This window comes from Flavobacterium sp., assembly GCF_031363805.1.
Classification (GTDB): domain Bacteria; phylum Bacteroidota; class Bacteroidia; order Flavobacteriales; family Flavobacteriaceae; genus Flavobacterium.
Genome location: NZ_JANLVD010000146.1, coordinates 1 through 15052, shown reverse-complemented (window position 1 = coordinate 15052; position 15052 = coordinate 1). Strand labels below are relative to the sequence as shown.

12 protein-coding genes are annotated in these 15052 nt (G+C 32.7%); 2 read left to right on the top strand and 10 right to left on the bottom strand.

Annotated elements, in window-relative coordinates; translation table 11 throughout:
* Positions 1–305 precede the first annotated feature (305 nt).
* From pafA to RMN92_RS08680, 5 genes are all read right to left on the bottom strand, one after another.
* The gene (pafA, locus tag RMN92_RS08700; protein ID WP_309609080.1) at positions 306–1916 is read right to left on the bottom strand and encodes an alkaline phosphatase PafA; all 1611 of its coding nucleotides are present in this window, start codon (positions 1914–1916) and stop codon (positions 306–308) included.
* 72 nt (positions 1917–1988) lie between these two features.
* The gene (locus RMN92_RS08695; RefSeq protein WP_309609079.1) at positions 1989–2927 is read right to left on the bottom strand and encodes a nitronate monooxygenase; all 939 of its coding nucleotides are present in this window, start codon (positions 2925–2927) and stop codon (positions 1989–1991) included.
* Positions 2928–2981: 54 nt separating this feature from the next.
* Positions 2982–4598: a S8 family serine peptidase gene (locus RMN92_RS08690; RefSeq protein WP_309609078.1), complete on the bottom strand. Its 1617-nt coding sequence runs from the start codon at positions 4596–4598 to the stop codon at positions 2982–2984.
* A 55-nt stretch (positions 4599–4653) separates the two neighbouring features.
* Positions 4654–5841 (bottom strand): tRNA 2-thiouridine(34) synthase MnmA, encoded by a 1188-nt coding sequence (gene mnmA, locus RMN92_RS08685; protein WP_309609077.1) that lies wholly within the window; start codon positions 5839–5841, stop codon positions 4654–4656.
* An 80-nt stretch (positions 5842–5921) separates the two neighbouring features.
* Entirely contained in the window at positions 5922–6641 is a 720-nt protein-coding gene (locus RMN92_RS08680; protein ID WP_309609076.1) for a hypothetical protein, read from the bottom strand.
* Positions 6642–6712: 71 nt separating this feature from the next.
* Between RMN92_RS08680 and RMN92_RS08675 the strand changes: the two genes are divergently transcribed.
* On the top strand, positions 6713–7717 hold the full coding sequence (locus RMN92_RS08675; protein WP_309609075.1) for a fasciclin domain-containing protein: 1005 nt from the start codon (positions 6713–6715) through the stop codon (positions 7715–7717).
* 69 nt (positions 7718–7786) lie between these two features.
* Here the strand turns inward: RMN92_RS08675 and yidC are convergent, their stop codons facing one another.
* Positions 7787–9664, bottom strand: a complete 1878-nt coding sequence (yidC, locus tag RMN92_RS08670) for a membrane protein insertase YidC (RefSeq protein ID WP_309609074.1) — start codon at positions 9662–9664, stop codon at positions 7787–7789.
* Positions 9665–9882: 218 nt separating this feature from the next.
* Positions 9883–11496 (bottom strand): CTP synthase, encoded by a 1614-nt coding sequence (locus RMN92_RS08665; protein WP_309609073.1) that lies wholly within the window; start codon positions 11494–11496, stop codon positions 9883–9885.
* A gap of 224 nt (positions 11497–11720) precedes the next feature.
* On the opposite strand from RMN92_RS08665, the gene RMN92_RS08660 reads away from it, so the two are divergent.
* Positions 11721–12095 (top strand): RDD family protein, encoded by a 375-nt coding sequence (locus RMN92_RS08660; RefSeq protein ID WP_309609072.1) that lies wholly within the window; start codon positions 11721–11723, stop codon positions 12093–12095.
* Positions 12096–12150: 55 nt separating this feature from the next.
* On the opposite strand, the gene RMN92_RS08655 is transcribed toward RMN92_RS08660, so the two are convergent.
* From RMN92_RS08655 to RMN92_RS08645, 3 genes are all read right to left on the bottom strand, one after another.
* On the bottom strand, positions 12151–12378 hold the full coding sequence (locus RMN92_RS08655; RefSeq protein WP_309609071.1) for a DUF3820 family protein: 228 nt from the start codon (positions 12376–12378) through the stop codon (positions 12151–12153).
* A gap of 92 nt (positions 12379–12470) precedes the next feature.
* Positions 12471–12872 (bottom strand): OsmC family protein, encoded by a 402-nt coding sequence (locus RMN92_RS08650; protein WP_309609070.1) that lies wholly within the window; start codon positions 12870–12872, stop codon positions 12471–12473.
* Between the two features lie 5 nt (positions 12873–12877).
* Positions 12878–14803, bottom strand: coding sequence for a LysM peptidoglycan-binding domain-containing protein (locus RMN92_RS08645; RefSeq protein ID WP_309609069.1), 1926 nt, complete (start codon positions 14801–14803; stop codon positions 12878–12880).
* Positions 14804–15052: the final 249 nt, after the last annotated feature.

The following is a 15052-nucleotide window of genomic DNA, read 5'->3' as shown; positions in this document are numbered from 1 at the left end:
AAGCAATCTTGATGTGTTTTGGGTAATCGAAAACAGCCGAAGAACCTATACAAAACGACAAAAAAGAACCAAACCTCCAAATATTCAAACCGCATTATTCTAATACATAGAGGGGTGGGGTTTTGTTTTAAAAATTAAACCATAGCATTTGCTAGGGTTGAGAGCATTTTATTGCCTTATTTTTAGGTTCGTCGGTTGATAGTGAAAATAAAATTATAAATCCCAAATTTCTAAATTTTGAAGTTTGGGATTTTACTTTAAATTAAATAAATTATTGAAAATATGAGTGATTAATTTTTTACCCACTATTTATCCAAAACTTCCAATAAAACTTTGGCTTGTGTACCATTTGGAAATTGAATTTTTATTTTTTGAGCAATGGTTGGTGCTATTTGAGTAATTTCTTTCCTATCGTGGGTTTCTCCTTTTGGAATATCCCAGCCATAAAAAATGCAGGGAACATGAGTGTCAAAAGTATAAGGCGAACCATGAGTGGTTCCAACACCTGAATATTCTACATAACCCGGTTTCAATAAGAAAATCATATCGCCATTTTGTGTGGGATCGTAACCATTTGCAATAAAACTCAAATAAAAATCTTTGCCAGATGAAGCCAAAATCTCTTCTTCAGTGTACACTCTTTTTATATATTTTTGAGTGTACATAAAATCTTTAAAAGTTTGCTTCACCTTATTTAAATCTAAATTTTTAGACTTAATAATCTCTTTATTAAAAAAAAGATTGAAATTTGACACATTCAATACCAAATCAACACCATAAGTTTTCTGAGAAAATTCGGAAAAATTTTGTTCTATGTTTTTGGAACTTATGTGATCAACATCATATTTATTGTCTTTCAATTGCGATACATTTTCTGCTCCAGCATGATCGGCGGTTAAGAAAATCAAATAATCATTCTTGCCCACATTTTTATCTAAAAAGTTTAATAAATCTGCAATCGTTTCATCAAGTCTTAAATAAGTATCCTGCATTTCAATAGAACGAGGTCCAAAAGTATGACCTACATAATCTGGCGAGGAAAAACTTACAGTTAAAAAATCAGTAATATCATCTTTTCCTAAATCTTCTTTTTCAATGGCTTTCATCGCAAAATCAGCTAAAATATTATTCCCAAAAGGACTTAATTTAATAACTGCAGGATCGTTGTCTTCCATCATGGCTTTCATATCATAAGGAAAAAATGGTTTTTTCTTGTACATGGTGCCTTCGTACGGATTTTCATCTGGAAGGCTTTCATTGTAAGTCGAGACAGGTTTTGTTAATTTCCAACCTTTTTCTAAATAAGGTAAATACGGTTTGGCATTATTAAATTCAGTAACCCAATCTGGTAGTTTTTCTCCATAAAATGTACTTGAAATAAAAGCTCCTTTTCTGCTCATCCAAAATGCCCAATTGGCAAAATGTCCCGCTGGAAGAATAGCGCCCCTGTCTTTAAGACTCATCCCGATTACTTTTCCTTTAAAATTGGTTGCCAATCGTAATTCATCAGTAATTGTAGTGCTTTGCAAGAGTTTTGGAGACATTTTCCCTTCTTTTTCAGAACCGTCACCAATTGTTTTTACAGATTCATCGTCGGTACAATATACTTCTTTTTGTAATGATTTGTTAAACCATTCATTGCCAACAATTCCATTTACCGAAGGCGTTGTCCCAGTATAAACAGCGGCATGTCCAGGTCCTGTAAAAGTGGGCATAAAATTGTAATGCATGTTATGAAAAGTGTAACCATCTTTCATTAATCTTTTAAATCCATTTTCTGAAAAATCATCAGAATAACGATATAAATATTCCATTTTCATTTGATCTACTATTATTCCAACCACCAATCTTGGTTTTTTTTGAGCTTGCAGTGATAATGATAGTATAGAGATTAATAAAAATTGTAACTTTTTCATAGAAATTTTGGTTTCGGTAAAACTAAACATTTGGTTTTGAAATTTTTTTAAATAAGGGTTAAGAATAGGAAATTAAAAAGTCATCATTTCATTCTTAGCCATATCAAATTCAGAAATTACGGTATTAATAATTTCCGAAACCGGCTTAATATCATGAATCAAACCTGCAATTTGCCCGATTTCAAGTTCGCCATCTACCAAATCGCCTTCAAACATGCCTTTTTTCGCCCGGGCTCGACCCAAAAGTGTTTTCAAATCTTCATGAGTTGGACATTTTGAATATAAATCTTGAATATCGTTGTAAAATTTATTTTTTATCAATCTTACAGGCGCCAACTCTTTGAGAGTCAATTGTGTTCCACCTTCTTCAACTTCAATAATAGTTTGTTTGAAATTTTCATGAGATGAACTCTCTGTAGAAGCTGCAAATCGCGAACCCATTTGGACCCCATCTGCACCTAAAATCATTGCCGCTAGCATACCTCGACCAGTTGCAATACCACCAGCTGCTATAAGCGGAATTTGAATTTTTTCTTTGACCATAGGAATCAAAGTCAAAGTGGTAGTTTCTTCTCGCCCATTGTGTCCGCCTGCTTCAAAACCTTCTGCCACAACGGCATCAACTCCTGCTTCTTGTGCTTTGATTGCAAATTTTGAACTGCTTACTACATGAACCACAACAATTCCTTTTTCTTTTAAAAATGAAGTCCATGTTTTGGGATTTCCTGCCGATGTGAATACAATTTTCACACCTTCTTCTACAATAATTTTAATTATTTCTTCAATATTGGGATACAACATTGGAACATTAACGCCAAAAGGTTTGTCAGTTGCTTTTTTACATTTTTGAATGTGTTCCCGAAGTATTTCTGGATACATGGATCCTGCTCCAATTAAACCTAAACCACCAGCATTGCTTACCGCACTGGCCAGTTTGTATCCGGAATTCCAAATCATTCCGCCCTGAATTATTGGATATTTTATATTAAAAAGTGAAGTGATTTTATTCATTGAAAGTTGATTCGATTATAGTTTTAATTCTGCAATCGAAAGTAACTAAAAATATTAATTTTTAATAATTTTTCCATTCAAAATTTTATCTGTCGAAACTATATTGTAATGATAAATACCATTTGGTAACGATTGCAATGAGATATTTTGTTGTGAATTGGTCAATTTTTCCTTTAAAACAATTTGTCCTAAATTATTATAAAATATTATAGTTCCTTCTTTTAAACTTTCCTGAGTTGAAATTGTAATAAAGTTTAGAGCTGGATTTGGGTATAAATTAACATTTGAATTGTTTGATTCTGATAAAGAAGTTGAATTATTTAAAGCTAGTTTAAAGTCTGGAATACCGTTTCCATACTGAGAATTTGGGTTCGAATATCTATCGGCGGAAGCTTTTACCAATTGAACAATTTCTGCGTTGGTTTTGTTTGGAAAAGCAGACCAAAATGAAGTTACTGCTCCAGCCATTATTGGACTTGAAAAAGATGTTCCACTAGCTGTGACTACTGATCCAGATTGATTTGCTACGGTCGCAGAAGCTCCCATTGCCATCACATCAGGTTTCAATCTGCCATCAAATGTTGGACCAATAGAACTAAAACTGGCTTTTACTTTTGCTGAATTCACTGCTCCCACAGTCAACGTAGTGAATGCATCCGCTGGAACCGCAATGTAAGGATCTGAACTCGAACCTGAATTTCCAGCAGAAGTTACACAGATCATCCCTCGAGAAAAAGCCACATCAGCACCACGTGAAATAAAGGATTTCGTTCCATTCATATCATTATAAGTGTAGCTATAATTTGGATTGTCATATGTAAAATAACCCAATGATGTGTTTATAACATCCACTCCCAAACTATCTGCCATTTCTGCAGCTTCAACCCAATTTGACTCTTCCAATGGCGTTTCACTATTGGTATCTTCTGTAATAAATAAATAATATTGTGCATCTGGTGCTGTTCCAATTAATTGATTGTCAACATAACCGCCCATATCGGATAATACCAAAGTTCCATGAGAGTTTCCTGTGTAAGGATTTGTGGTATTATTCACGAAATCGTATCCACCCAAAATCAAATTGTTAGTTCGCAATCGTTGAAAAGGTGCAGTGCTATTCACACCCGGAAAACCTGCGTCCATAATTGCTATTATTTTTCCTGCTCCAGTATAATTTTGTTGGTGCAAAATATGTGCATTTAGCATTTGAACTTGTGTTGCAGAATTTCCATAATTAAAACTAACCTGAATATCTTGAAATTTATTTACAACATTATTTTTTTCTAATTTGGGTGCAATTCTATTACTCGGATTTAATGAATGATTCGCGTAAACAACTTTTTCAACAAATGACAAACTTGTCAAAGAAGCTATATTTGCTTGTGTACCTCGAATATGAAGCGCATTTAACCATTTGGATTTTGCCATAACAGAAATTCCAGTTGATGCTGTAATTTGGTCAACATAAGGTTGATGCAGTGGCACATCTTTTATATCCAAAGAAATATTTTGGGTAGTTCGTCTGTCCAATGCTCTTTGAGAAAGCATTTGCAAAGGATTGTCGTAATAATATTGTGCGTTTGGTTTGGCATTAAAATATACCCAAGCATCTTCTTGAGCAACAGCAGAAAAATTTAATGCTATTAAAAAAAGTAAGTATATATTTTTCATCGGAAACAAATTTTGTTTACCAAAGATAACTAAAGTTGATTAAAAAAATAAATTCTTACGAAATTACGCCCGATCCAATTAATTCTTCGCCAATATGCCAAGATACAAATTGCCCAGCTGTAATGGCTGATTGTGGCTCATTGAATTCTACATATAATCCATTTTCAAATTGATGCAAAACAGCGTCTTGCAATTCTTGTCGGTATCGTATTCTGGCTTTAACTGGTAAAACTTCTCCATCTTTCAAAGCTAAATCTTTCCGAATCCAATGAATTTCATCTTGTTTTACAAACAAAGCTTTTTTAAATAGTCCAGGATGGTTATGACCTTGACCTGTGTAAATAGTATTAGTTTCTACATTAGTGGATATGATGAATAAAGCCTCTTTTGTTCCGCCAACATTCAAGCCTTTTCTCTGACCAATTGTGAAATAATGCGCTCCTTGATGTGTGCCAACTACTTTCGCAACTTCTGGAGTGTAATTAATATTTGAAGCTTCAAAGGATAATTTTTCTTGAATGGAATCAAAATTAATTTCTTTTTTTGTGTAAATATCTTCATTGGAATCCACTTCAAAAATCAAACCTTCTTTGGGTTTTAATTGTTGTTGTAAAAATTCTGGCAATCTAACTTTACCAATAAAACACAAACCTTGAGAATCTCTCTTTTCAGCAGTTACCAATTCCATTTTGGTTGCAATTTCGCGAACTTGAGGTTTGGTCAATTCACCAATTGGAAACAATGATTTTGCCAATTGTTCTTGTGACAATTGACATAAAAAATAGGACTGATCTTTATTGTCATCTGCACCAGAAAGCAATTTGTAAACTGGTTTTCCATCGAGCTCAATTTCACCTTTGCGACAATAATGCCCAGTTGCCACATAATCTGCACCAAGAGAAAGTGCAATTTTCATAAAAACATCAAACTTAATTTCTCGATTGCAAAGCACATCAGGATTTGGAGTTCTACCCTTTTTATATTCATCAAACATGTAGTCAACAATTTTTTCTTGGTATTGCTCACTTAAATCTACCGTTTGAAAAGGAATTCCCAATTTTTCAGCTACTAATAAAGCATCATTACTATCTTCAAGCCATGGACATTCGTTTGAAATCGTAACAGAATCATCGTGCCAGTTTTTCATAAAAAGGCCTATGACTTCGTAGCCTTGCTTCTTAAGTAAATAAGCAGCAACACTTGAATCAACTCCACCAGATAAACCTACGACAACACGTTTCATTGTAATTTTAGATTTTAGTCCCGATAACTATCGGGATAGATTTTAGACGTCCAAAATCATGATTTATTTTGCAAAGATACTTACTCTTTTTTTCTTATTGGTGGTTTTATGATTCCTTTAATAGTATCTGTATTTACCTTTCGAACTAGTTTTCCATCTTTGAAATATTGCCAAATTCCTTTTTTAATATCGTCATTAAACTGACCATTGATAGCAATTTTTCCAGATTCTTCATATACTTTATAAATTCCTTGTAAAACGCCTTTATCGAATGTAGATTCTTCAATTAAAATGCCTTGTTTAGAATATTTTTTTGAAATACCTTGTTTCAAATTGTTTTTATAATTGACTTCCTCTGCAAGTTTACCTGAAATATAGAAAACTTTTCTGCTGCCTTGTAACATGTCATTTTTATAATTTTCTAATGTCATTATTTCTTTCGAATTTTTGTGATAATATTTCCAAACACCTTCTCGAAGCTTATTCACCATGTTTCCTTCACTAACTTTATTTTTAGTTTCATCAAAAAAAATGGTGTACGCATTATTTTTATTGTCAAAATTTCGGGTCGCCATCACAATATTTTTATCACTATTTGCGTAATAGGTAAAAAGACCTTGTTCTTTGCCGTGGTTAAAATTCCCTACATACCGCAAAATTTTTGAATCATTATAATAACCTTTCCACAAACCATGACGCAACCCTTTTTCATCTGTTGCATCTTGTGATTGAGCAAACGATGTTAAACTTAAGAATGTTAAATAAATAACGAATATTATTTTTTGTTTGAAATTTTTCATTTTTATAAAACAAATTTAAATTATTAATACTTTTTTTAAATCAAATTAATCCACAATTAAAACTAAAAATTATGAAGATTATTGCAAAATTAAACAAAATTGCTTTATTAGCGATTATCGCTGTAGCAACATTTTCTTGTAACAATGATGATCCAATTGTAAATCCGACACCAGTCGATAATTCTATTGCAGGTATTGCATCCAGAAATGCCGATTTATCTGTATTAGTGAAAGCGCTTACAAAAACTGATTTGGCTACTACAGTTGCAGGATCGGGATCATTTACTGTATTTGCTCCAACAAATGCGGCTTTTGCCAAAATTAATATTACAGCAGCAAGTATTGATGCACTTACGCCAGCTCAAATACCTGGATTTAAACAGATTGTGCTTAATCATGTTAGCGCTGGTGCAAAATCCTCTACTCAATTAGTAGATAAGGCGTATATAAAAACGCTAGCCACATTTTCAACTACTACAAGCAATTTAAGTATGTTTGTAGACAAAACTAGTGGTGTAAAACTAAATGGTCTGGCTACAGTAACAACAGCAAATATTTTGGCGACAAATGGCGTAATCCATGTAGTTGACGAGGTACTTGTGTTGCCAACAATTGTATCACATGCAATTGCAAATCCAGCTTTAGATACTTTGCAGGCAGTTGTAACTAGTGCAACTGGTGGTGCTTTTGGAGATCAAACCGCTATATTAGCAGCTTTGAACAGTGCAACAGCAAGTGCTCCATTTACAGTTTTCGCACCTACTAACGCCGCTTTTGCAACTGCAACAGGAACTGGAGGATTTGCAAATGGTGCTACTCCTGCTCAAGTTTCGAATGTTTTATTGTATCATGTGTTTACTGGTGGTAATGTTTTAGCTGCATCTCTAACAGAAGGTCAAGTTGTTACGACAGCTTTTAATAATCAGACATTTAGCGTTACACTTGTTGGTGGTGCTCAAATAACTGACAAATCAACTCCAATTGGAGCGGTAAAAGCAAAAATCATAATTACTGATATTCAAGCTTCAAACGGTGTTGTTCACGCTGTTGATAAAGTACTACAACCTACATTGTAATATATTTTTTTAAAGTTTGCTGAAAAAAAATCCCGAATTCTTAATTGAGTTCGGGATTTTTTAATGACTTTATTTCTTCTTTTGTTGTGCCTTTTGAGCTTCTGCCTGTTCCATGGCTTGCTGGATTTTCTGTTGAAACTTGCCAGGTTTTTTTGGCTCTTTTAATTTGTTCTCCTGTATCTGAGCGTGAATTTTTTTGTCATCTACAATATAATTTTTAATAACAAACATGATTCCAATTGTAATTAAATTTGATATAAAATTATACAAACTCAAACCCGAACCATAACTATTAAAAATAAATAACATCATAACCGGAGATACATATATCATAATTTTCATTATTTTCCCCATATCTGGCATACCTTCCTGTTGTGGTGCTTGCATCGCTTGATCGCCTGTTGTCATTCTCATGTAAAAGAAAATGGCAATTGACGCTAAAATTGGAAATAAACTCACATGATCTCCATAGAACGGAATGTGGAAAGGAAGTTTTAAAACAGAGTCAAATGAGGACAAATCGTCTGCCCAAAGAAATCCTTTTTGTCTTAATTCAATTGCCGATGGAAAAAACTGAAACGATGCATACAAAAATGGCATTTGTATTAATGCTGGAATACAACCAGCCATTGGATTTACGCCTGCTTTATTGTACAGCTTCATAGTTTCTTGCTGTTTTTTCATTGGCTCTTTTGCATATTTTTCATTCAGCTCAGTAATTTCTGGTCGCAAAACTTTCATTTTTGCTTGCGATAAAAATGACTTATAAGTAATAGGCGACATGGCCAATTTGATTATAATTGTAAATATTATAATGGCAATTCCGTACGGAATAAACGAACCTAAAACCCCGAATAATGGTATAAAAATAAATCTGTTTATCCAACCGAAAATTCCCCATCCTAAAGATATAAGCTCATCTAGATTTCTATCGTAGGCATTTAATATTTTGAAATCTGTTGGTCCATAATACCAGTTCATTTTATAATCTATTTCGCCATTATTGAATGCCAATGGCAATATTGCTTTAAAATTTTTGGTGAAAATAGTATCCGTTTTATCGTCTTTCACCAAATTTTGTGAGCTAACTTTTGAAGTTTTAAATGGTTTGTTCGTTAATAAAATAGAACTGAAAAAATTCTGTTTAAAGGCAACATAAGAAAGTCCTTCAATGGTTTTTTCTTCTGCGGCTTGACCCAAATAACTGTCTTTTCCACCTTCGTACTCGTAGATCAATTCTGTGTGAATACTTTCGTATTTGACACTTTTCTCATTGCGATACGATTTCAAGTCCCATTCTAAATCTGCTGGTTTTGTAGTGTTTAAAACCGATGATAATCCTTGGGAACGAACATCAAAATCCAACATATATTGGTTTTCATTCAATATATATTTGTATTCTAAAAACTGGTTTTCACCTGCTTTTAATTTCATGGAAAGTATTTGATTTTTTCCGCTTTTGAATAAAGTAGGTTCAAAAAACAAATCTTTGGTGTTCAAAACTCTGTTGTCTTTGGTTTGCAATTGAATGTTCAATCCAGCATTATTATCACTAACCAATTTGACTAATTTATTTGAATCTTTAGAAAACTGTTTGAAATTTTTCAAGGTTGCTTCGGCAATATAACCACCTTTATTTGCGATTTTAAGAATTAACAAATTGTTTTCGATAATAGTAAAATCATTTTTTGCTGATGGCAATGTTGCTGAATAAGCGAAACTTCCTAAGGCCAATGGATTGTTAACAACTTGTGCGGTGTCCAAAGTACTAGCTTTCACTAATGGTTTTTGACTTTCTGCTTGTTGTACTTTTTGTACTTGTTCTTGTTTTGCTTTTTTAGCTTGTTCTTCCTTTGAAGGCTGATTTTGATAAAATATCCAAATCATGATTCCGAATATCAGTACAAAACCAATGATTGAATTTAAGTCTAATTTTTTTTGTTCCATTTTTTTAAAATTTACTCTTAGCGATAGGCTTTGAGCTTGTATGCAATTATTTAGTTCTATTTTTGTGTGCAAATATGCGAAAAATTCAATCTTTTAGCCCTGATTGAGCCAAATATCCTTTTGTAATTTGTCGCAAAATGCAATTTTGTGTTACAAATAACAAAAGATATGGGCGAAAGCAGGTACATGGATTATAAATATGCCCAAGCCATTCGCTTCTAATTATTTTTATGTTTTACTGCGGCTGCCACAAAATTGACGAACAATGGATGTGGATTTGCGACTGTACTTTTATACTCTGGATGGTACTGAACACCAATAAAAAACGGGTGATTTTCAATTTCAATTATTTCTACCAATCCAGTTTCTGTATTTATTCCAGAAGCTTTTAGTCCAGCATTTTCTAACTGTGCTAAATAATCATTATTGAATTCGTATCTGTGGCGATGGCGTTCTAAAATACTGGTTTTATTGTAAATTTTATGTGCCAATGTGTTGGGTTTGATTTCGCATTTCCAAGCGCCAAGTCTCATGGTTCCACCCTTGTCGGTAATGGTTTTTTGTTCTTCCATAATACTGATAACAGGATTTGGCGTATTTTCGTTCATTTCTGATGAATTGGCATCCAATAGTCCTACAACATTGCGAGAATATTCGATAACAGCCATTTGCATACCCAAACAAATACCTAAAAATGGAATTTTATTTTCACGCGCATACTGAACTGTTTCGATTTTGCCTTCGATACCACGACCTCCAAAACCTGGCGCAACAAGAATAGCATCTAAATTTGATAATTTTTCGGAAATATTATTTTCATCCAAATATTCTGAATGAATACTTATTACATTCACTTTTGTTTCGTTGGTTGCTCCTGCATGAATAAAAGATTCTAGGATAGATTTATAGGAATCTTGCAATTCTACATATTTTCCTACCAAACCAATATTGACTTCGTGTTTTGGATTTTTATGTTTTTGCAAAAATTCATTCCATTGTTTTAAATCTGGTGCAGATTTCTCAGGTAAATCCAATTTTTTGAGTGCTACTTTATCCAATCCTTCTTGAAGCATTAAATTAGGCACATCATATATAGTTGAAGCATCAATAGACTGGATTACAGCTTCTCTTTTTACATTACAAAATAAGGCAAGTTTGTGACGTAAGTCTTCCGACAATTCATATTCTGTTCTGCAAACCAAAATATCAGCTTTTATGCCGCTTTCCATTAGGGTTTTAACTGAATGTTGTGTTGGTTTGGTTTTCAATTCGCCTGCTGCTGCCAAATAAGGAACAAGAGTCAGGTGAATAACGATTCCATTATTTTCGCCCAATTCCCATACCAATTGTCGAACCGATTCTATATATGGTAACGATTCTATATCGCCCACTGTACCTCCAATTTCAGTAATTACAATATCGAAATCGCCAGAATTCCCGAGCAATTGCATTCGTTCTTTAATTTCGTTGGTAATGTGTGGAACTACTTGCACCGTTTTTCCTAAAAATTCTCCACGGCGCTCTTTTTCAATAACAGAAAGATAAACCCTACCAGTGGTTACATTGTTGGCTTGCGATGTTGGTACATTTAAAAAACGTTCATAATGTCCGAGATCTAAATCTGTTTCAGCACCATCATCGGTCACATAACATTCGCCGTGTTCGTATGGGTTTAATGTTCCTGGATCTACATTGATATAAGGATCAAATTTTTGAATGGTTGTTCTGTAGCCTCTTGCTTGTAATAATTTTGCTAGGGAAGCAGCAATAATGCCCTTTCCTAAGGAAGAAGTAACGCCTCCTGTTACAAAAATATATTTAGTTTGATTCATTGTGTTATTGTTCCTGATGTAGTTAATTCAAAAACGTGGCAAAAGTACAAATTAAAATGGATTTATAGATTTTTGAACGACTGGAATTTTAGAAATAGTTATAAATATTATTTCACAATGTTAACAACTGTTCATATCTTTTTTGAAACTTAATACACAATTTCAAATTTTTAACATTTTTTTTATATATTTGGATAATTAACAAACCTTAAACTAAAAAAATTATGAATGAAGTTTCAAAGTTAAATCGATTTTTAGGATATTTCATAGATGGAATTGTTGCCTATGTTCCTATGTTATTACTTGCTTTTGTAGCTGGTGCAACTGGTATGAATTTTTTAATCTACATTGGTTATCTACTAACATTAGGTTATATGTTACTTAGAGATGCCCTTTTTGGTGGTCAGAGTATTGGAAAAAAAGCTATGAAGTATGTTGCACTAAAAGAAGATGGTTCATCTTTGGCTGGTGATTTTGGAACAAGTGCTCTTAGAAATGTAACACTATTTATTCCGTTACTAGATGCAATATTTGTTATTATTGACAAACCTAGATTGGGTGATACTTTGGCAAAAACTAAAGTAGTAAATAAAGCATAATTCCCTTAAAAAATATATTTTAAAATCCTGTTTCGTTAAATCGAAACAGGATTTTTTATTTTTTAGGATATTTAACTTTAATATTTCTTATCAATTCTTCCAATCCATTCAATTTCAGTTCATAAACCAATTCGAGCTGTTCACCCAATTGTCCTTTTGGAAAACCTTTGTTCTTAAACCAAACCACGTAATATTCAGGTAAATCAATAAGATATCGACCTTCATATTTGCCAAATGGCATTTTGGTGTGTGCTAATTTTATGAGTAGTTCTTGATTGTTCAAAGTTTTTGGGAGCGGGAAGTTGGGAGTGGGAAGTTGGGAGTTGGGAGTTATTTGATGGAAAGTTTTTCTAAATTCCTGCTTCCCGCTCTAATTTACTTCCAATTAAAAGTTACTTCTTTATCAATATCTGGATTTAGACTTAACAATACTGGACAGTTCATGGCGGTTCTTTCCAGAATAATTCTGGTTTTTTCATCAGCTGCAATCGACATATTAAAAACCAATATTATTTTGGCAATTTTTCTGGGTTCTGGTTGCATAATTTTTGTTACCTCGGCGGTGGAACCAATTATATTGACATTTAAATCTGTAGATTTTATTGCCATAATAGATATCATACAACTTCCAAGCGCATTGGCGACAGTATCGGTAGGTGAAAATGCTTCTCCTTTTCCGTGATTGTCTGTTGGTGCATCGGATAAAATTTCTGTACCAGATTGAATGTGTATTGATGATGTTCTAAGTTCACCAAGATAAGTTACTTTTGATGTCATTTTTTCTATTTTGCTTCTTTTATGGTTAAATCAGTATCGTAATATAATATGTAAACCCCTTTGTTGGTATAACCGCCATTTGGATTTGGCAAATAATAAAATTTATTATCAACTTGTTCAGTTGCAACTTCATTTACAGTGTCAACAAATGGCGTTTCTTGCGATAATCGCATCAAAACATCGAAAGTTACATCGAAACCGCGGGTTGCAAATTGGTTTGGAAATATTCTATTTTTGCTTTTGAATGTGTTCTCAAATATTTTTGCTTCAGATGTATCATTGACTCGCGTAAGTGATGGATAATGCATTTGCAACTTGGTCAATCTACTCATGGCAATTTCATCAAAATCGAGCGCGTCATTTTCTTGCAAGATCACCAATCGGATTTGATAGTCTTTTAATAAATTCAATAGCGTATTGGTTGTATTTAAAATAAGGTTTGTTCTTTCGGTTTCCATTATCACAAAATTAATCTTGTCTTTGGATAATTTTAATTTTAAACTTTCTACATTTAAATTTCCGCTTTCAGTCAAATCTGCAAAAGCTACGTCTTTTTGATTTTCTAAAATATATTGTTTTATTGCCATCTTTTTAGGGTCAATAACTGCAATGACATTCCCATTTTTTTCCCGCATAAAATCGAACATGGCGTTTTTGATAACCTCGGCAGACGGTGTTGCTTGAAATAAATTCGGATAGCTTTTATCGTAATCTTTTGATAATGGCGAAATAACTGGAACATTCGTTGAACCCATCAATTCAGCAGTTTTCTCAGCATTATTTTGATAGAAAGGTCCAATTATGGCATTAAAAGATTTTAAACTATTTTGTTGAATTAAGCTTGCAATATTTGAGGTTGATTTGGTTTCATCTGAATCTAAAATAGTCACATCCACATTCAAACCCATTTTTTTTACCGAATCAATCGCAATTAAAGCTCCAGCATAAAAATCGAGTGTCATATTAAGAAATTTATCTTTCTTTAAACGTGATTTTGTAGAATTAATAGTATCTTGATCCAATTTTGCAATGTTGAAAGGAAGTAACATGGCCAATTTTTTGCTAGTTCCCGTTTTAAATGTTTTGGTCAAATCCTTATATGGTTTTTTTACTTCAAAAATAGTAATTTTAACTGGCAATTTTATGATTAATCCTTCTTGAACTCCATTTTTAAGTTCAGGATTTAATGCCAATAATTCTTCTTGTGTAACACCAAATTGAGTTGAAATACTGTATAAAGTTTCTTTGGATTTAATGGTGTACAAAATATTTTCTTGTTTTGGGCTTTCAATAATTTTTGGCGTCTCGACAATTATAACATCCGGTTTTGCTGCAATAATTGGTCTTTCGCCCGAAATTAAAAGATTGTATCCAATAGGCAAATTGGGTACAATTTCCGGATTTAGTTTTTCAAGTTTTTCTATGGTTGTATTATAAAGTTTTGCAATTGAATACTTGGTTTCTTTTGGTTTTACTTCATGAAAAACTGGCGTTTTAATTGCGTTTGATTTTGGAATTTCAGTTTTTGAGGAATCTTTTTTTACCCAATTGGATTTTATTGGTATGCTTAGCTTCATGCCTATTTTCACACCTTCTTTTAAAGCTTCAAGATTGGCTTTTTCAATTTCTGAAATTTCGACATTGTACTGCTTTGAAATTCCATAGAGTGTTTCTTTTGGAAGCACTTCGTGAATAACTGTTTTGGAATTTGAGTTTAATTTTTTTGTTGGAATTACTAAGATTGAATTTTCTGAAACGCCTTTTTGTGCATCTGGATTTAACTTAATAATATCTGAAATTTCAATATTGTATTTTTTTGCAATTTGAGTGAGTGTTTCTCCTTTTGCGACTTTATGAGTAACGGTTTTTTGAGCAAATAAATTATTGGTTGTAAAAAACAACAAACAAATGATAAGAAATATATACTTCATTTTGGAAAATTTATGCTTTTAATTATCTAATAAAGATAAACTTTAAAAACATAGTTTTATTATAACATTTCAATTAAATTATTCATTTTCAATTTGTGCAATAAACATGTTTTCAAACAACGGATTTCCAGCTTTTTGCTTGCATTCATACAATGCTTCGTCGACATTGTTGAAAGATTTTGAAAAAACATAATACGAAAATATATTAATATTAAAGAAAAAATTGGAGTTCACTTCTCCCGAATCTGT